This window comes from Saccharothrix coeruleofusca (assembly GCF_014648515.1).
Lineage (GTDB): Bacteria > Actinomycetota > Actinomycetes > Mycobacteriales > Pseudonocardiaceae > Actinosynnema > Actinosynnema coeruleofuscum.
In genome coordinates, this window is sequence record NZ_BMRG01000001.1 from 693,906 (window position 1) to 711,315 (window position 17,410).

Below are 17,410 nucleotides of genomic sequence, written 5' to 3' on the forward strand. Positions count from 1 at the left end.
GGGTTCTCGGGTGCAGTCACGAGCAGTCCTCAACCTCTCGTCGCGCTAGTTGGCAGGCTCAACCTGGTCGCCATCACCACTGGTGACGTCGGCGGGCTCGTCGGCGTTGCGCGCCACGGCGATCAGGGTGGTGCCTTCACCGAGGTTCATCAACCGGACACCCTTCGTCTGCCTGCCCGCCTTGCGCACCTCCTTCGCGCTGGTCCGGATGACCCCGCCCGAAGAAGTGATCGCGTAGAGCTCGTCCTCGACGTCGACGATGAGTGCCCCGACCAGCCTGCCACGCCTGCGGTCGTGCTGGATCGTCAACACCCCCTTGCCGCCACGCCCCTGGACCGGGTAGTCCTCGATCGGCGTGCGCTTGGCGTACCCGCCATCCGTGGCCACCAAAACGAACAACCCCTCCTGGACGACCCCCATCGACAGCAGCTCGTCCCCGGAGTTGAACCGCATCCCCTGCACACCCGACGTCGCCCGGCCCATCGGCCGCAGCACCTCGTCACTGGCGTGGAACCGGATCGACTGGCCATCGCGCGACACCAGCAGCAGGTCGTCCTCCGCGGCGCACAGCACCGCCCCCACCAGCTCGTCGTCCTCGCGCAGGTTGATGCCGATCAAACCACCCGACCGGTTGGAGTCGAAGTCCGACAGCTTCGACTTCTTCACCAGCCCCTTGCGCGTGGCCAGCACCAGGTACGGCGCCGCGTCGTAGTTCTTGATCTGGATGACCTGGGCGATCTCCTCGTCCGGCTGGAACGCCAGCAGGTTCGCCACGTGCTGCCCCCGCGCGTTGCGGTTGGCCTCCGGCAGCTCGTAGGCCTTCGCCCGGTACACCCGCCCCTTGTTGGTGAAGAACAGGATCCAGTCGTGCGTGGAGCACACGAAGAAGTGCTGCACGATGTCGTCCTGCTTCAGCTGGGCGCCCTGCACGCCCTTGCCGCCGCGCTTCTGCGACCGGTACAGATCCGTCTTCGTCCGCTTCGCGTAACCCGTCCGAGTGATCGTCACCACGACGTCCTCGACCGCGATCAAGTCCTCCATGGACACGTCGCCGTCGAACGGCACGATCTTGGTCCGCCGGTCGTCGCCGTGCTTGTCCACGATCGCCAGCAGCTCCTCGCGCACGATCGCGCGCTGCCGCTCCGGCTTGTCCAGGATGTCCCGGTAGTCCGCGATCTCCAGCTCGATCTCGGCCAGCTGGTCGATGATCTTCTGCCGCTCCAGCGCCGCCAACCGGCGCAGCTGCATCTCCAGGATCGCGTTCGCCTGGATCTCGTCGACCGCCAGCAGCTGCATCAACCCGGTCCGCGCCTCGTCCGGCGTAGGCGACCGGCGGATCAGCGCGATCACCTCGTCCAGCTGGTCCAGCGCCTTCACCAGACCGCGCAGGACGTGCGCCCGCTCCTCGGCCTTGCGCAGCCGGAACCGCGTCCGCCGGACGATGACCTCGATCTGGTGCTTCACGTAGTGCCGGATCATCTGGTCCAGGCGCAGCGTCCGCGGCACCCCGTCCACCAGCGCCAGCATGTTCACGCCGAACGAGTACTGCAGCTGGGTGTGCTTGTAGAGGTTGTTCAGCACCACCTTCGCGACCGCGTCCCGCTTCAGCGTGATCACGATCCGCATCCCGCTGCGCCCGCTGCGCCGGTTCGACTCGTCCGCGATGTTCGCGATCCCGGTCAGCTTCTGGTCGCGCACCAGCGTCGCGATGTTCTCCACCAGGTTGTCCGGGTTCACCTGGTAGGGCAGCTCCGACACCACGAGGATCGTCCGCCCCTTGGCGTCCTCGTCCACGTCCACCACCGCGCGCATCTTCACCGAACCGCGCCCGGTGCGGTACGCGTCCTGGATGCCCGACGAACCCAGGATCTGCCCGTAAGTCGGGAAGTCCGGCCCCTTGATGCGCTCCAGCAGCGCGTCCAGCAGCTCCTCGTCGGACGCCTCCGGGTGGTCCAGCGCCCACACCACGCCGTCGGCCACCTCGCGCAGGTTGTGCGGCGGGATGTTCGTCGCCATGCCGACCGCGATGCCCGAGCTGCCGTTGATCAGCAGGTTCGGCACCCGCGACGGCAGCACCGTCGGCTCCTGGATGCGGCCGTCGTAGTTGTCCCGGAAGTCGACCGTGTCCTCCTCGATGTCGGCCAGCATCTGCATGGCCAACGGGGTGAGGCGGCACTCGGTGTTGTGGCTGACGAAGCCGTCGGTGATGAAGGCGTGGTCCTCGGTGTCCACCCGCAGGCTGTAGACCGGCCGGACACCCGCGTCGGTCACCGACTCCACGACCGCGTAGTAGAAGCGGCCGTCCACCAGCGGCTCCACCACGTCGAGCACCTCGCGGTTGGTGATCCGCGCGGCGATCTCGTCGTAGTCGCGCTCCCAGCGCTCCACCCGGTCCACGTTGTGGCGGCGCAGCCAGTCGCGCTCGGTCCACCGGTCCGCGCCGTGCGCCCGGACGTAGTCGCCCACGAACGGCACGTGGTCGCTGCTCATCGAGCGGCTCTCCACCGGCACGGCCGCCAGGATCGCCCGCAGCTTCTCCTGCTTCGCGCCCAGGAAGCCGACCCGGCTCGCGAACAGCCGGGCGTCGCGCCGGTTGGTGATGACGACCTTGATCTCGCCGTGCTCGTAGTTCACCAGCGTGCTGACCACGCCGAACTCCAGCAGCAGCTGCTGCACCTCGCGGGCCAGCCGCGCGCTGCGCGTGGAGTAGCTGACCCGCACGCTGCTGCGCGGCAGCGCCGACGCCGAGCCGTCGCCGGTGAACAGCGAGGACAGGAAGGCGCGCTTGGTGGTGGACTCGCTCTGCCAGATGAACTCGGGCACCCGCTTCGCCGTGCTGCGCAGGCCCACCATGTCACCCAGGACGCTGCTCCGCAGGCGGGTCAGGTCGTGGATGTCGAGCTCGTGCAGCAGGGAACCGGACTTGATGACGCGCGAGGACACGTACCTCGGACCGCCGACGAGCGCGTCGTAGGCGGCGAGCACCTGCCGGAAGTAGTCCCCGTCGGTGTTGTTGAAGCCCGCGCGGTTCTCGGAGACGAAGCCCTCGCTGACGAAGGCGCCCGCGAGCACCGCCGCGTCGTGCATCTCCGGGGAGAGCGCTTCGGCCTCGTCCTGCGGGGTGCGCTGGAGGACCACCCGGTCGCCCGGCTGGACCTCTTCCAGCAGCTTCCACAGCAGGGTCGGCACGCCCAGCACGCTCACCAGGCACAGCACCGGGTGGTTGTGCGTGCCGGTCAGCTCGTACCCGTTGCGAGTGCGCAGCTTGAGCGTCGGGTGCTCGCCGGAGTGGAACAGCATGTCGGCGCGCACCGGGTTGCCGTGCCGGTCGAGCACCTTCAGGTCGATCGGGTTGTCGCTGTTCGGCAGCGCGCCCGGCACGATGTCGCCGATGCGCGGCGTCGAGCCGTCCGCCAGGCGAATCCGGGTTTCCGGAACGACGCAGTACCGCATGGCGGCTGCCGGGTCGTTGCCCTGGGAGCCGAAGTTGCCCTGCCCGTCGATCAGCGGGTAGCGCATCGCCCACGGCTGGGCCAGCCGCACGAGGGCGTCGTAGATCGCCGAGTCGCCGTGCGGGTGGTAGTTGCCCATCACGTCGCCGACCACGCGGGCGCACTTGTTGTAGCTGCGTTCGGGGCGGAAGCCGGAGTCGAACATCGAGTACAGCACGCGGATGTGCACCGGCTTGAGGCCGTCGCGGACGTCGGGCAGCGCGCGGCCCACGATCACGCTCATGGCGTAGTCGATGTAGGAGCGCTGCATCTCGTGCTGGATGTCGACCGGCTCGGTGCGGTCGCCGCCGCCCCCTGGGGGCAGGGTCGTCTCGGTCACTGTTCTTCTTTCCTTCTGGGCGGCTGCTCGGGGAGGGCGGTGCTCACACGTCCAGGAAGCGGACGTCCTTGGCGTTGCGGGTGATGAACGAGCGCCGGGCTTCGACGTCCTCGCCCATCAGGACGCTGAACAGCTCGTCGGCGGTGGCCGCGTCGTCCATGGTCACCTGGAGCAGGACCCGGTTGGCGGGGTCCATGGTGGTCTCCCACAGCTCGTCGGCGTTCATCTCGCCGAGGCCCTTGTAGCGCTGGATGTTGTCGTCCTTGCCGATGCGCTTGCCCGCGGCGAGCCCGCGTTCGATGAGGCCGTCGCGCTCGCGGTCGGAGTAGGCGTACTCGGGTTCGGCGCGCTGCCACTTGATCTTGTAGAGGGGTGGCTGGGCGATGTAGACGTGGCCGTGCTCGATGAGCGGGCGCATGAAGCGGAAGAGCAGGGTGAGCAGCAGGGTGCGGATGTGCTGGCCGTCGACGTCGGCGTCGGCCATGAGCACGATCTTGTGGTAGCGCAGCTTGCTGAGGTCGAAGTCCTCGTGGATGCCGGTGCCCAGCGCCGTGATGAGGGACTGGACCTCGTTGTTCTTGAGGACGCGGTCGATGCGCGCCTTCTCCACGTTGATGATCTTGCCGCGGATGGGCAGGATCGCCTGGAACAGCGAGTCGCGGCCCTCCTTGGCGGAGCCGCCCGCGGAGTCGCCCTCCACGACGTAGATCTCGCACTCCTCCGGGTTGGTGGAGCGGCAGTCCTTGAGCTTGCCGGGCAGGCCGCCGATCTCCAGGGCGCCCTTGCGGCGGACCAGTTCGCGGGCCTTGCGGGCGGCGATGCGGGCCTGGGCGGAGGAGACCGCCTTGGTGACGATGGTCTTGGCCTCGTTGGGGTGGCGCTCGAACCAGTCGGCGAGGTGCTCGTTGGTGGACTTCTGGACGAAGGACTTGGCCTCGCTGTTGCCCAGCTTGGTCTTGGTCTGGCCTTCGAACTGGGGTTCCTTGAGCTTGACCGAGATGATCGCGGCCAGGCCCTCGCGGATGTCGTCGCCGGTGAGGTTGGAGTCCTTCTCCTTGAGCAGCTTCTTGTCGCGGGCGTACTCGTTGACCACGCGGGTCAGCGCGGCGCGGAAGCCCTCCTCGTGGGTGCCGCCCTCGTGGGTGTTGATGGTGTTGGCGAAGGTGTAGACCGAGGGGGTGTAGCCGGTGTTCCACTGCATGGCGACCTCGACTTCGAGGTCCTCGCCCTTGGCCTCGAAGTAGATGACCTTCTGGTGGACGGCTTCGCGCGTGTGGTTGATGTGGCGGACGAAGTCCTCCAGGCCGTTGGGGTAGTGGAAGGTGCGCTCGCGCACCCGCGCCACGTGCCCCTCGGCGTCGGCCTCGTCGCCCTCGGCCTCGTCCACCCGCTCGTCGCGCAGGACGATGGTCAGCCCCTTGTTGAGGAAGGCCATCTCCTGGAGCCTGCGGGAGATCGTCTCGATGTTGTACTCGGTGGTCTCGAAGATCTGGGGGTCGGCCCAGAAGGTGATGGTGGTGCCGGTGTCGCCGGTCGGGGCGCCCTTGCGCAGCTCGTACGCGGGCTTGGACGCCTCGAAGCGCTGGTTCCACGTGAAACCCTGGCGCTTGACCTCGACGTCGACGGCGGTGGACAGCGCGTTGACCACGGAGATGCCCACGCCGTGCAGGCCGCCGGAGACCGCGTAGGAGTCGCTGTCGAACTTGCCGCCCGCGTGCAGGGTGGTGAGCACGACCTCCAGGGTGGGCCGCTGCTCCACGGGGTGGATGTCGATGGGGATGCCGCGACCGTCGTCGACCACCCGGACGCCGCCGTTGGCCAGCAGGGTCACCTCGACCATGGTGGCGTAGCCCGCCATCGCCTCGTCGACGGAGTTGTCCACGACCTCCTGGATGAGGTGGTGCAGACCCCGCTCGCCGGTGGAGCCGATGTACATGCCGGGGCGCTTGCGAACCGCCTCCAGGCCCTCCAGGACGGTGATCGAAGACGCGCTGTATTCATTCTTCTTGGCTGCCACGGGCCTGGTGTCTCCTCAGACTGAAGCGACAGGGACGCCGTCACGTGCGACGACGGTGTAACGCTGCCCTTCGATTCTACTGGGCAGCACCGACAGAAGCGCATCGAGGACGGCCCTGATTCGCTCGCAGAGCGCCCGAATCGGAAGCGGTCGAGTGCGGACCGCTGGTCGGGGGCTCGGAATCGGCTCACGCGCGCTCACCGCGCCACAGGATCGACGCTGCGGCACCGGCGGAGCTCACCCGTAGGTGTCGCGTGGTCCGCGTCCTGGAACGTGCCTGGGGCCGTAGCGCCAGCTGGGGGCGGCGGGGCCCTGCACCTTGAGCCTGGTCACGACGCCGTCGCCGACGCCCGCGGCGATCCGCTTGAGCAGCTCGCGCTGCAGCAGCCGCAGCTGGGTGGCCCAGGCCGTGGAGTCGGCCTGGACGGTCAGCTCGCCGCCTTCGAAGGCGACCGGCCGGGCGTGCTCGGCGACGTCCTCGCCGACCAGCTTGGCCCAGCGGCCGAACACCTGTCCCCCCGCCAGCCGCTCGGCCCAGCCCCGGTCGGCGGCCAGGCGCGAGGCCAGCCGTCCCAGCGGTTGCGGGTCGCGGTCGTCGGGGCCGGGGCCGGACCAGCCGCGCCTGCGCCTGCGCCCGGCGACGCCCTTGGCGGTGCCGCGGCGGACCCGCCCGCCGCGCTGCTGGGCCGAGGCGCGGGCCGCTTCCAGCGCGGCGCGGGCGAGGTCGGAACCGCGCAAACCGCCCTCGGCGGGGTCCGCGCCTGTGGATGCGGGCGCTTGCGGGGCCGAGTTATCCACACCATCCACAGGGTTGTCCCCAGGTGTGCCGCCTGTCACACCCGATTGGGGTAGTCGGTCGTCAGGCACGGCGCACCTCCCCGTCCCGGACCTCGAACCGCACACCCACCAGCTCCTCCGGCACGTCCTCCGCGACCGCCGCGGTGATCAGCACCTGCTCGGCGGCGCTCGCGACCTTCGCCAGCTGCCGCCTGCGCCCCCGGTCCAGCTCGGCGAACACGTCGTCGAGCACCAGCACCGGCTCGCCGCCCTCGGCGCGCAGCAGCTCGTAGCCGCCCAGCCGCAGCGCGAGCGCGAACGACCAGGACTCGCCGTGGCTGGCGTAGCCCTTCGCGGGCAGCTCCCCCAGGAACAGCTCCAGGTCGTCGCGGTGCGGCCCGACCAGGCACACCCCGCGCTCGATCTCCTGCCTGCGCAGCCTGCCCAGCTCGGCCAGCAGCGCCTCCTCCAGCGCCTGCCGGTCGGGCGTGCCGGGGAACGCCTCGCCCAGGCTGGACCGGTAGGAGATGCGGGCGGGCCGCGACTCCGGCGCCACCTCGGCGTAGGCCGCCGCCACGTGCGGGGCCAGGTCGGCCACCAGCGCCAGCCGCGCGGCCAGCAGCTCCGCGCCGTGCCTTGCCAGGTGGCCGTCCCACACGTCCAGCGTGCCCAGCTCCGCCGACCGCGCCGAGCGCACCGTCTTCAGCAGCGCGCCGCGCTGCTTGAGCACCCGCTCGTAGTCCGCGCGCACCCCGGCGAAGCGCGGCGCGCGGGTGGTGACCACCTCGTCGAGGAACCGGCGGCGCTCGCCGGGGTCGCCGCGCACCAGCGCCAGGTCCTCCGGCGCGAACAGCACGGTGCGCAGGATGCCCAGCACGTCGCGCGGGCGCGGCACCGGGCCGCGGTTGACCCGCGCCCGGTTCGCCCTGCCCGCGGTGATCTCCAGCTCGACCAGCAGCTCGCGCCCCTCGTTGACCACCGCGGCGCGCACCACCGCGCGGGACGCGCCGTGCCGGATCAGCGGCGCGTCCGTGGCCACCCGGTGCGAGCCGAGGGTGGCCACGTAGCCCAGCGCCTCGACCAGGTTGGTCTTGCCCTGGCCGTTGCGCCCGACCAGGACGCTCACCCCCGGCTCGAAGGCCAGGTCCGCGTGCTCCCACGAGCGGAAGTCCGCGACCTGCAGGTGCCGGACGTACAACGCGGGCTCAGCCCTGGGTGCTGCCGGACCCCGAGGAGGGCCCGGCGGCCTGCACGGCGTGCCCGCCGAACTGGTTGCGCAGAGCCGCGACGGCGCGCATCGCGGGCGAGTCCTCCTGCCGCGAGGCGAACCGGGCGAACAGCGCCGCGGAGATCACCGGCGCGGGCACCGCGTGCTTGATCGCCTCCTCGACGGTCCACCGGCCCTCGCCGGAGTCCTCGACGTGGCCGCGCAGGTCGTCCAGCTCCGGGTCGGACTCCAGCGCGCGCACCAGCAGGTCCAGCAGCCAGGACCGGACGACCGTGCCGCGCTGCCACGCCTTGATGGTGGCGGGCACGTCCTCCACGATGTCGGAGGCCTCCAGCAGCTCGAAGCCCTCGGCGTAGGCCTGCATCAGGCCGTACTCGATGCCGTTGTGCACCATCTTGGCGAAGTGGCCCGCGCCGACCCGGCCCGCGTGCGCGAAGCCCTCCTCGCGGGGGCCCTCCGGGCGCAGCGCGTCGAAGATCGGCATGGCCCGCTCGACCAGCTCGGGCTCGCCGCCGACCATCAGCCCGTAGCCGTTCTCCAGGCCCCACACACCGCCGGACACGCCGCAGTCGAGGTAGCCGATGCCCTTGGCGCCCAGCGCCTCGGCGTTGCGGGTGTCGTCGGTGAAGCGGGAGTTGCCGCCGTCGATGACCAGGTCGCCGGGCGCGAGCAGCTCGCCCAGCTCGGCGATGGTCTGCCGGGTGATCTCACCGGCGGGCACCATCACCCACACCACGCGCGGCGCGTCCAGCTTGCCCACCATGTCGGCGAGCGAGTCCGCGTCGGTCACTTCGGGATTGCGGTCGTAGCCGACCACCTCGTGCCCCGCGCGGCGGATCCGCTCGCGCATGTTGAAGCCCATCTTGCCGAGGCCGACGAGTCCGAGCTGCACGGTCTTGTTCTCCCTGTCGGGTTGGTGGATCAGCCGGGCAGGCGCACGGGCATCAGCAGGTACAGGTAGCCCGGCGCCACCTCACCATCCTCGTTCACCGGCTTGAGCAGTGCCGGACGGCTGGGTGTGGTGAACGACAAGTGCGCCCTGGGGGTGCGCACCGCCTGCAGGCCCTCCAGCAGGTAGGTCGGGTTGAACGCGATGGTCACCGGGTCGCCGGTGTAGTCCACCGGCAGCTCCTCCTCCGCGCTGCCCTCGTCGTCGCCGCCCGCGGACAGCCGCAGCGCGGTGTCGACGAACTCCAGCCGCACCTGGGTGCCGCGCTCGGCCACCAGCGACACCCGCTTGATCGCCTGCACCAGGGAGTCGACCCCGATGATCGCGGCCGCGGAGTGCTCGCTGGGCAGCAGCTGGCGGTACTTGGGGAAGTCCGCGTCCAGCAGCCGGGTGGTGGTGCGGCGGCCGGTGCCGGACAGGCCGAGCAGCCCGTCGTTGGCGGCCAGCGACAGCTCGACCTTCGCGCCGGACGCGCCGAGGGTCTTGGCGGCGTCGTTGAGGGTGCGCGCCGGGACCAGCACGGCGACCTCGCCCAGCGACTCGTCGGGCTGCCACGGGAACTCGCGCATGGCCAGCCGGAACCGGTCGGTGGCCACCAGGGTCAGCTTGCCATCGCCGATCTCCAGCCGGACGCCGGTCAGCATCGGCAGCGTGTCGTCCTTGCCCGCGGCGACCGCGACCTGGGCGACCGCCTCGCCGAAGACCTCGCCGGGCAGCTCGCCCGCCAGCTGCGGCATCGACGGCAGCGCCGGGTAGTCCTCCACCGGCATGGTCGGCAGGCTGAACCGGGCGCTGCCGCAGGTGATGGTCATCCGCGCGCCGTCGACCGCGATCTCCACCGGGTGGTTGGGCAGCGCCTTGGTGATGTCGGCGAGCAGCCGCCCGGACACCAGCGCCCGACCCCCGTCGGCGATGGTGGCGGGCACGCCGCACTGGGCGGACACCTCGTAGTCGAAGCCGGAGACGGTCAGCGCCTCGCCGGACCCGTCCTCCGCCCCGGCATCGAGCAGGACTCCACCGAGCACCGGGACCGGCGGCCTGGACGGCAGGCTGCGCGCGACCCAGGCGACGGCGTCGGCCAAGCCGTCGCGCTCGACGCGGATCTTCATGGGGCGTCCTTTCCTGAAGTCGGCATGACCGGCAACAGCGGGCGTTGCGGTGGGGGTGGGAGCCGTTGGCCTCGCCGGGTCGTCGCGACCTCCGGCTCGGGGGCTCCACCGTAGAGCTTCCCTCGGCCGCTCGTCACCTCGGGGCCGTTGCCCGGGGCGGACCCCCGGAGCCCGCTTGTCCCCGGGAACCGCCCCCGCCTGTTTTTTCTTTGTTCATCTCTTCAAGGGAAGACAACAGCAACAGCAGTAAGGGCTGTGGATTGTGTGGACAACCGGCGTTGTGCCTGGTAGTCGCCCACTTGGAGGTGTGGACGAACACGGGGGGTTGCCCGGGGACAGATCGGCTGCCCCGGGGAGAACTGCCGGGCTGCTCCGTTCGGTCCACAGGACGGCCGAGTTGTCCCCGGGTTCATCCCCGGGTGTTGGCCGACCTGTCCCCGGGTGCTGCACAGGGTGATCGTGGCCCGGATCTCCCCAAAACGGAGTTGTCCACAGGCCAGGAGGCGGTTCGTGGCCTGGAGTTCACCCATCCGGGCACCCCGACGACCGGGTACCCGGTGATCCACTTTCCCAATCCCGGCCGCCGCGGAGCCGTCCGCCCCGGGGTCGGCGGCCCCTGGAACGACGAAGGGCGCCTGCCCGCGTCGCCCCGGGTGGCGGGGCGAGCACCGGCAGGCGCCCTTCACGGACGCCGAGGCGGTTCGGTCTTCTACAGGGTGTGGCGCGCGCGCTGCTTGATGCGGGAGGTCAGCTCCTGCACCTGGTCGTAGATGCGCCTGCGCTCGGCCATCTCCTTGCGGATCTTCTTGTCCGCGTACATGACGGTGGTGTGGTCGCGGCCGCCGAAGGTCTGCCCGATCTTGGGCAGCGACAGGTCGGTCAGCTCCCGGCACAGGTACATGGAGATCTGCCGCGCCTGGGCCAGCACCTTGGTCTTGCCCGGCCCGCACAGGTCGTCGATGCTCACCCCGAAGAACTCGGCGGTGACCGCCATGATCGTCGGCGCGGTGATCTCCGGCGCGTGCGAGTCCGGGATCAGGTCGCGCAGCACTATCTCGGCCAGCTGCACGTCCACCGGCTGCCGGTTCAGCGACGCGAACGCGGTCACCCGGATCAGCGCGCCCTCCAGCTCGCGGATGTTGCGCTCGATGCGGGCGGCGATGAACTCCAGCACCTCGGCGGGCGCGGCCAGCCGGTCCTGCGCGGCCTTCTTGCGCAGGATGGCGATGCGGGTCTCCAGCTCGGGCGGCTGGATGTCGGTGATCAGGCCCCACTCGAACCGGGTGCGCAGCCGGTCCTCCAGGGTCTCCAGCCGCTTGGGCGGCCGGTCGGAGGACACCACGATCTGCTTGTTGGAGTTGTGCAGCGTGTTGAACGTGTGGAAGAACTCCTCCTGCGTGCCTTCCTTGCCCTCCAGGAACTGGATGTCGTCGACGAGCAGCACGTCGATGTCCCGGTAGCGGCGCTGGAAGGCGACCTTGCGGTCGTCGCGCAGGGAGTTGATGAAGTCGTTGGTGAACTCCTCGGTCGACACGTAGCGCACCCGCATGCCGGGGAACAGGCGCTGGGCGTAGTGCCCGACCGCGTGCAGCAGGTGCGTCTTGCCCAGCCCGGACTCGCCCCAGATGAACAGGGGGTTGTACGCGCGGGCGGGCGCCTCGGCCACGGCGACCGCCGCGGCGTGGGCGAACCGGTTGGACGCGCCGATGACGAAGGTGTCGAAGTTGTACTTCTCGTTGAGCCGGGTCTGCGAGGAGGCGGGGTTGGCGGGCCGGGTGAACGGGGTGCCGTTGGGCGACTTGGCGCCGCCGTAGGTGGGCCAGATGTCCTGGACGGTGGCCAGCGCCTCGCGCTCCTCGTCCACCTCGTCGCCGTCGGACTCGCCCTCGCCCTCCGCCTCGGACGAGCCGGGGACACCCGCGCCGGGCACCCCGTGGCCCGCGATCACCGGACCGCCCATGCCGGGGCCGCTCATCCCGTGACCGCTCATGCCGTGCCCCGGCATGCCGGGACCTGCCATGCCGGGACCGGGCGGGACCGGGGGTTGCGCCACCTGCGGCACCTGCAGCGGCGTGGTCGGCGGGCCGCCGACCGGCTCCGGCGAGTCGACCTTCACCGCCAGCGACACCGCGCGGCCCAGCCTGCGCGACAGCGCGGCGGTGATCGGCTCGCGCAGCGCCCGCTCGATCGCCTCCTTGGCGAAGTCGCTGGGCGCGGCCAGCAGGGCGGTGCCGTCGAGCAGGCCGATCGGCCTGGTCACCCGCATCCACGCGCGCTGCTGGGGGGACAGGGTGCTGGCGGCCAGCTCCTGCACCACCTGCTCCCACACGAGACCCAAGTCGGTCTGGTGGTCGGACACCTCCGCGCTCCCCTCCCCTCGGCTGACCCCGTGGTCTCCCCCGGGGGAAATCCACGACGTGGACACGGAGGATAGAGGCATCCACAGAGTTATCCACAACTGTGCACTAATGCGGGCGGTCGTGACGCGGCGGTCCACAGGCCGCCGCCGCTGCTCGCGCGGGGTGCTCGCGCGGGGCCGGACGTGCTGGCGCGCGTCGTGTGACCACCCCGATTTGAGTGGGCGGCACCCGGGTGCGTACCCTCGTGGAGTCCCTCGCTTGCGCGAGGCGCGTTTGGTGCGCCCACAACCGCAGTTCGGCCTGGGACGACCACAGACCTGCTTCGCAGTTAAGCACCGGGAGTCCGACCGTGAGCAAGGGTAAGCGCACTTTCCAGCCCAACAACCGCCGCCGTGCCAAGACGCACGGTTTCCGGCTGCGGATGCGTACCCGTGCCGGTCGCGCCATCCTGGCCGCGCGCCGCAGCAAGGGCCGCCAGCAGCTGTCCGCCTGATCGCCGCAGGTCCGTGCTACCCGCGGCCGCCCGGCTGACCCGCAGCCAGGACTTCGGCCTGGTGGTCCGCCGGGGCCGCCGGGCAGGCAGGCCCCGGTTGGTCGTGCACGTCCTGACATCGGCGCAGCCCACCTTGGACACCACCAAGGTGGGCTTCGTCGTGAGCAAGGCAGTGGGCAACTCCGTCGTCCGGCACCGGGTGACCCGCCGTCTGCGGCACCTGGTGCGCGACCGGCTCGACGCGCTGCCCGCGGGCACGTCCCTGGTGGTGCGCGCGCTGCCCCCCGCCGCGCGGGCGGGCAGCGCCGAGCTGGCCCAGGACCTCGACGCCGCCTTGCGCAGGCTGCTGAGATGACCACCACGCCCCGGAGAGCCGTGGGCACCGGCCCGGTGACCAAGGCGCTGCTGCTGCCGATCCGGTTCTACCGCCGGTTCATCTCCCCCGCGCTGCCCCCCACCTGCCGCTTCCACCCGACCTGCAGCGCCTACGCGGTGGAGGCGCTGACCGTCCACGGTCCCCTGTGCGGCTCCTGGCTCACCTTGCGCAGGCTGAGCCGCTGCGGACCCTGGCACCCTGGTGGCCTGGACCCCGTTCCTCCGCGCCGGGTCCCCGACCTTCCTGCCGAGGAGTAGCTAGTGCTCAACTTCATCTACTACCCGGTGTCCTTCATCCTGTGGTGTTGGCACTGGGTGTTCGGCCACATCTTCGGCGAGTCGAGCGGGTTCGCCTGGGCCCTGGCCGTGGTCTTCCTGGTCTTCACGCTGCGCGCCCTGCTGTTCAAGCCGTTCGTCGGCCAGGTCCGCTCCATGCGCAAGATGCAGGAGTTCGCGCCCGAGCTGCAGAAGATCAAGAAGAAGTACGCCAACGACCGCCAGCGCCAGGCCCAGGAGATGCAGAAGCTCCAGGCCGAGCACGGGGTGAACCCGCTGGGCGGCTGCCTGCCGATGCTGGTGCAGATCCCGGTGTTCATCGGCCTGTTCCACGTGCTGCGCTCGTTCAAGCCCGGCTGGGGCGAGGTCTACTTCTTCGACGCCAAGGGCGTGGAGTCGTTCGTCAACGCCAAGCTGTTCGGCGCGAACCTGTCGACGTTCATCACCATGCCCGCCGACCAGCTCCAGCAGTTCGCCACCTCGCGCAACGCGGTGCTGTTCGTCGCCATCCCGCTGATGATCGTGGCCAGCATCGCCACGCACTTCACCGCGCGGCACTCGGTGGGCCGCCAGACGCAGGCCGCTGCGGACAACCCGCAGACCGCGATCATGAACAAGCTGACGCTCTACATCTTCCCGCTGGGCGTGCTGGTCGGCGGCTTCTTCTTCCCGATCGCGATCCTGCTCTACTGGCTGAGCAACAACGCGTGGACGCTGGGCCAGCAGTACGTGGTCTACCACCGCATCGACCGCGAGGAAGAGGCCAAGAAGGTCGCCGCGACGACCCAGCGCCAGGCGCTGGCGCCCAAGCCCGGCCAGAAGCCCGCGCCGAAGACGGCGCAGAAGAAGCGGCCCGCCGCCACCGGCCAGCCCTCCGCCGAGGACGCCAAGCCCGCCGCCACCGAGGACACCGGGGCGAGCGCGAACGGCAAGCCGTCCACCGAGGTTCCCGGTCTGAGCCCAGACCGATCCCCTGGCAAGAAGCAGGGCAACAAGAAGCGCCGCTGACCACCTGGGCGCTGCTGCCCTGGAGAGGAGACATCGTGTCGGAGACGTTGCAGGCGGCCGACGTGGACGCGCCGGAGGCTCCCGAGGAAGCCGCCGAGGCCCGCTCGGGCAGCTCGGAGGACCTGCTCGTCCAGGAGGGCGACATCGCGGGCGACTACCTGGAGCGGCTGCTCGACCTGCTCGACTACGACGGTGACATCGACCTGGACGTCGAGGCCGGTCGCGCGATCGTGAGCATCGACGGCGGCGACGACCTGGAGAAGCTGGTCGGCCCGAGGGGCACCGTCCTGGAGTCGCTGCAGGAGCTGACCAGGCTCGCCGTGCAGCAGGAGACGGGCGTGCGCAGCAGGCTCATGCTGGACATCGCGGGCTGGCGGGCGGGTCGCCGGGCCGAGCTGGCCGAGCTGGGCCGCACCACCGCGCAGAAGGTGCTGGCCACCGGTGAGAAGGTGCGGCTGCACCCGATGACGCCGTTCGAGCGCAAGGTCGTGCACGACGCCGTGGCCGCGGTCGACGGCGTGCACAGCGAGAGCGAGGGCGAGGAGCCGCAGCGCCGGGTCGTGGTGCTGCCCAAGCCCTGAGGTGTTGTCGCGGCGGCGGCCCCGGTTCCCCAGCGGAACCGGGGCCGCCGCTTTTTCGCCGTCCGAGGCCCGCGATCGACTCGGCGACGCTCGGCTCTTCCCCTGCCCCTGTTTCACGTGAAACGGTCCGGGCATGAGTGAGCTCAACCGGAAGTTCCGCGTCGCCGCCTACGCCGTCGTGATCGACGACGGCCGCCTCCTGCTGTCGCGGTGGATCGGCGCGGACCGGCCGAGGTGGATCCTGCCGGGCGGCGGGCTGGAGCACGGCGAGGACCCGTACGACGCGGTGATCCGCGAGGTGTTCGAGGAGACCGGCTACCACGTCGAGGTGGACCGGCTGCTGGGGATGCAGAACGTGCACGGGCCGGTGGCCATCAAGGGCGTCGACACGGACTACCACCGGCTGCGCATCCTCTACGAGGCGCGGGTGGTCGGCGGCGAGCTGACCCACGAGGTGGGCGGTTCGACCGACCAGGCGGCGTGGTTCCCGCTCGACGAGGTGCCCGCGCTGGACCGCGTCGAGTCGGTCGACGTCGGGTTGGAACTCCTCCGGACCCGCCCGCTGGACGGTCGGGCCGCCCGTTTCACGTGAAACACGGTGGATCTCCGCACGGCGTTTGGCGTGTCGCGGGGGTGATCCGCCATAGTGGTGCGGGCACCTCTTCGAGGCCGCGATCGCGGGACGCTCACCGTCCCGGCGGACGCCCACCCCACCCACCGGCCGCCGTGCGCGCCGTGTGGTTTCACGTGGAACATCACGGACGGAGACATGGCCGCAGATGTGGAAGCCCGCGCGGAGCGGGTCTTCGGTGACCACCTGGATCGCGCGGTCGCCTTCGCGGGACTCCTCACCGAGCACGGCGTCGAGCGCGGGCTCATCGGTCCGCGCGAGGTGGACCGGCTCTGGGAACGGCACCTGCTGAACTCCGCGGTCGTCGCGGAAGTGCTCCCCCAGGGAGCGCGGGTGGTGGACGTCGGCTCCGGCGCGGGCCTGCCGGGCGTCCCGCTGGCGATCGCGCGGCCGGACCTCCGGCTGACGCTGCTGGAGCCGATGGCCCGCCGGGTGGCGTGGCTGACCGAGGTGGTCGACGCGCTCGGCCTGTCGGTCGAGGTGGTCCGGGGCCGCGCCGAGGAGGGGCCGGTGCTGGAGCGGCTGTCCGGCAGCGACGCCGTGACCGCCCGCGCGGTGGCGCCGCTGGAGCGGCTCGCCCGGTGGTGCCTGCCGCTGCTGCGACCCGGCGGCGTGCTGGTGGCTCTCAAGGGCGAGAGCGCGGAGGAGGAACTGCGGCGTGACGCGGAGGCGGTGCGCCGGGCCGGGGGCACCCGGTCGCGGGTGACCTCCTGCGGTGACGACGTGCTCGAAGTGCCGACGACCGTCGTGCTGGTGGAGCGCGACGAGCCCGCGAGCCACCGCGGCGGCGGGCAGCGCAGAAGGAAGGATCGGTGAACGTGTACCCCGACCCGCTGCAACCGGTGTTCCGCGAGGCCGGTGTTCCACGTGAAACCGACCCGAGGACCGAAGGCGGGGGTGGGCAGGCAGACGTGCTCCACCCGTTGAACAACGTGAACACGGCAACCAACGTGGACCCGGCAGGAGACAGCACCGTGTGGACCCCGATCGCGGAGGAAGCAGCTCGCGCTACCCGCGTCCTGCACCCCGACTCCCACCAACTCCCCAAGCCCGCTCGTCGCCGGGTCTTCACGGTCGCCAACCAGAAGGGCGGCGTCGGCAAGACCACGAGCACGGTGAACCTGGCCGCGGCGCTGGCGATCCACGGGCTCAAGGTGCTCGTGATCGACCTCGACCCGCAGGGCAACGCCAGCACCGCCCTCGCCGTCGAGCACCGTTCGGGCACGCCCTCGGTGTACGAGGTGCTGATCGGTGAGCTGTCGGTGGCCGAGGCGGCCCAGGTCAGCAACCAGTCCCCCAACCTCTACTGCGTGCCCGCGACGATCGACCTGGCGGGCGCGGAGATCGAGCTGGTGTCGATGGTGGCCCGCGAGTCGCGGCTGAAGGAGGCGCTCAGCCCCGAGGCGCTGGACCCGATCCAGCCGGACTACGTGTTCATCGACTGCCCGCCGTCGCTCGGCCTGCTGACCGTCAACGCGATGGTCGCCGCGCAGGAGGTGCTCATCCCGATCCAGTGCGAGTACTACGCGCTGGAGGGCCTGGGGCAGCTGCTGCGCAACATCGAGCTGGTGCAGGCGCACCTGAACCCCCACCTGAACGTCTCCACCATCCTGCTGACGATGTACGACGGCCGCACCAAGCTGGCCGACCAGGTGACCAGCGAGGTGCGCGGCCACTTCGGCGACACCGTGCTCAAGACGGTCATCCCCCGCAGCGTGAAGGTGTCCGAGGCCCCTGGTTACGGTCAGACGGTGCTCACCTACGACCCCGGTTCG

Annotated in this window: 15 protein-coding genes; 8 read left to right on the plus strand and 7 right to left on the minus strand. The window is 70.8% G+C overall.

Annotation, left to right across the window (positions count from 1 at the left end; all coding sequences use genetic code 11):
• Positions 1 to 45 precede the first annotated feature (45 nt).
• From gyrA to dnaA, 7 genes are all read right to left on the minus strand, one after another.
• Positions 46 to 3,831, minus strand: a complete 3,786-nt coding sequence (gene gyrA, locus IEZ00_RS03635) for an intein-containing DNA gyrase subunit A (RefSeq protein WP_189221536.1) — start codon at positions 3,829 to 3,831, stop codon at positions 46 to 48.
• A 43-nt stretch (positions 3,832 to 3,874) separates the two neighbouring features.
• Entirely contained in the window at positions 3,875 to 5,848 is a 1,974-nt protein-coding gene (gene gyrB, locus IEZ00_RS03640) for a DNA topoisomerase (ATP-hydrolyzing) subunit B (RefSeq protein ID WP_189221537.1), read from the minus strand.
• Between the two features lie 237 nt (positions 5,849 to 6,085).
• Positions 6,086 to 6,646 (minus strand): DciA family protein, encoded by a 561-nt coding sequence (locus IEZ00_RS03645; RefSeq protein WP_372448536.1) that lies wholly within the window; start codon positions 6,644 to 6,646, stop codon positions 6,086 to 6,088.
• Between the two features lie 61 nt (positions 6,647 to 6,707).
• On the minus strand, positions 6,708 to 7,823 hold the full coding sequence (gene recF / locus IEZ00_RS03650) for a DNA replication/repair protein RecF (protein ID WP_189221539.1): 1,116 nt from the start codon (positions 7,821 to 7,823) through the stop codon (positions 6,708 to 6,710).
• A gap of 7 nt (positions 7,824 to 7,830) precedes the next feature.
• Entirely contained in the window at positions 7,831 to 8,745 is a 915-nt protein-coding gene (gene gnd, locus IEZ00_RS03655) for a phosphogluconate dehydrogenase (NAD(+)-dependent, decarboxylating) (protein ID WP_189221540.1), read from the minus strand.
• A gap of 29 nt (positions 8,746 to 8,774) precedes the next feature.
• Positions 8,775 to 9,911, minus strand: coding sequence for a DNA polymerase III subunit beta (gene dnaN, locus IEZ00_RS03660; protein WP_189221541.1), 1,137 nt, complete (start codon positions 9,909 to 9,911; stop codon positions 8,775 to 8,777).
• Between the two features lie 709 nt (positions 9,912 to 10,620).
• Entirely contained in the window at positions 10,621 to 12,270 is a 1,650-nt protein-coding gene (gene dnaA, locus IEZ00_RS03665; RefSeq protein WP_189221542.1) for a chromosomal replication initiator protein DnaA, read from the minus strand.
• A 350-nt stretch (positions 12,271 to 12,620) separates the two neighbouring features.
• Here dnaA and rpmH point away from each other — a divergent pair, with 350 nt between their 5' ends.
• The 8 genes from rpmH to IEZ00_RS03705 all read left to right on the plus strand — a co-directional run.
• Positions 12,621 to 12,764: a 50S ribosomal protein L34 gene (gene rpmH, locus IEZ00_RS03670; RefSeq protein ID WP_015105868.1), complete on the plus strand. Its 144-nt coding sequence runs from the start codon at positions 12,621 to 12,623 to the stop codon at positions 12,762 to 12,764.
• A 13-nt stretch (positions 12,765 to 12,777) separates the two neighbouring features.
• The gene (gene rnpA, locus IEZ00_RS03675) at positions 12,778 to 13,119 is read left to right on the plus strand and encodes a ribonuclease P protein component (protein ID WP_189221543.1); all 342 of its coding nucleotides are present in this window, start codon (positions 12,778 to 12,780) and stop codon (positions 13,117 to 13,119) included.
• A complete protein-coding gene (gene yidD, locus IEZ00_RS03680) occupies positions 13,116 to 13,397 on the plus strand; it encodes a membrane protein insertion efficiency factor YidD (RefSeq protein WP_189221544.1) in 282 nt (93 codons plus the stop codon). Before rnpA ends, yidD begins: the two co-directional genes overlap by 4 nt.
• 3 nt (positions 13,398 to 13,400) lie before the next feature.
• Complete coding sequence (yidC, locus tag IEZ00_RS03685; RefSeq protein ID WP_189221545.1) at positions 13,401 to 14,423, plus strand: membrane protein insertase YidC; 1,023 nt, start codon at positions 13,401 to 13,403, stop codon at positions 14,421 to 14,423.
• A gap of 35 nt (positions 14,424 to 14,458) precedes the next feature.
• Positions 14,459 to 15,004 (plus strand): Jag family protein, encoded by a 546-nt coding sequence (locus IEZ00_RS03690; RefSeq protein ID WP_189221546.1) that lies wholly within the window; start codon positions 14,459 to 14,461, stop codon positions 15,002 to 15,004.
• A gap of 133 nt (positions 15,005 to 15,137) precedes the next feature.
• Positions 15,138 to 15,596: an NUDIX hydrolase gene (locus IEZ00_RS03695; protein WP_189221547.1), complete on the plus strand. Its 459-nt coding sequence runs from the start codon at positions 15,138 to 15,140 to the stop codon at positions 15,594 to 15,596.
• Positions 15,597 to 15,773: 177 nt separating this feature from the next.
• Entirely contained in the window at positions 15,774 to 16,451 is a 678-nt protein-coding gene (gene rsmG / locus IEZ00_RS03700) for a 16S rRNA (guanine(527)-N(7))-methyltransferase RsmG (RefSeq protein ID WP_189221548.1), read from the plus strand.
• A gap of 116 nt (positions 16,452 to 16,567) precedes the next feature.
• Positions 16,568 to 17,410, plus strand: an 843-nt coding sequence (locus tag IEZ00_RS03705) for a ParA family protein (protein WP_276530093.1), incomplete at its 3' end; no start/stop codon positions are given.

Excerpts from the sequence above, each read along its gene's own strand:
- dnaN (WP_189221541.1), bottom strand. The coding sequence starts at position 9,911 with ATGAAGATCCGCGTCGAGCGCGACGGCTTGGCCGACGCCGTCGCCTGG.
- yidD (WP_189221544.1), top strand. The coding sequence starts at position 13,116 with ATGACCACCACGCCCCGGAGAGCCGTGGGCACCGGCCCGGTGACCAAG.
- IEZ00_RS03695 (WP_189221547.1), top strand. The coding sequence starts at position 15,138 with ATGAGTGAGCTCAACCGGAAGTTCCGCGTCGCCGCCTACGCCGTCGTG.
- rsmG (WP_189221548.1), top strand. The coding sequence starts at position 15,774 with ATGGCCGCAGATGTGGAAGCCCGCGCGGAGCGGGTCTTCGGTGACCAC.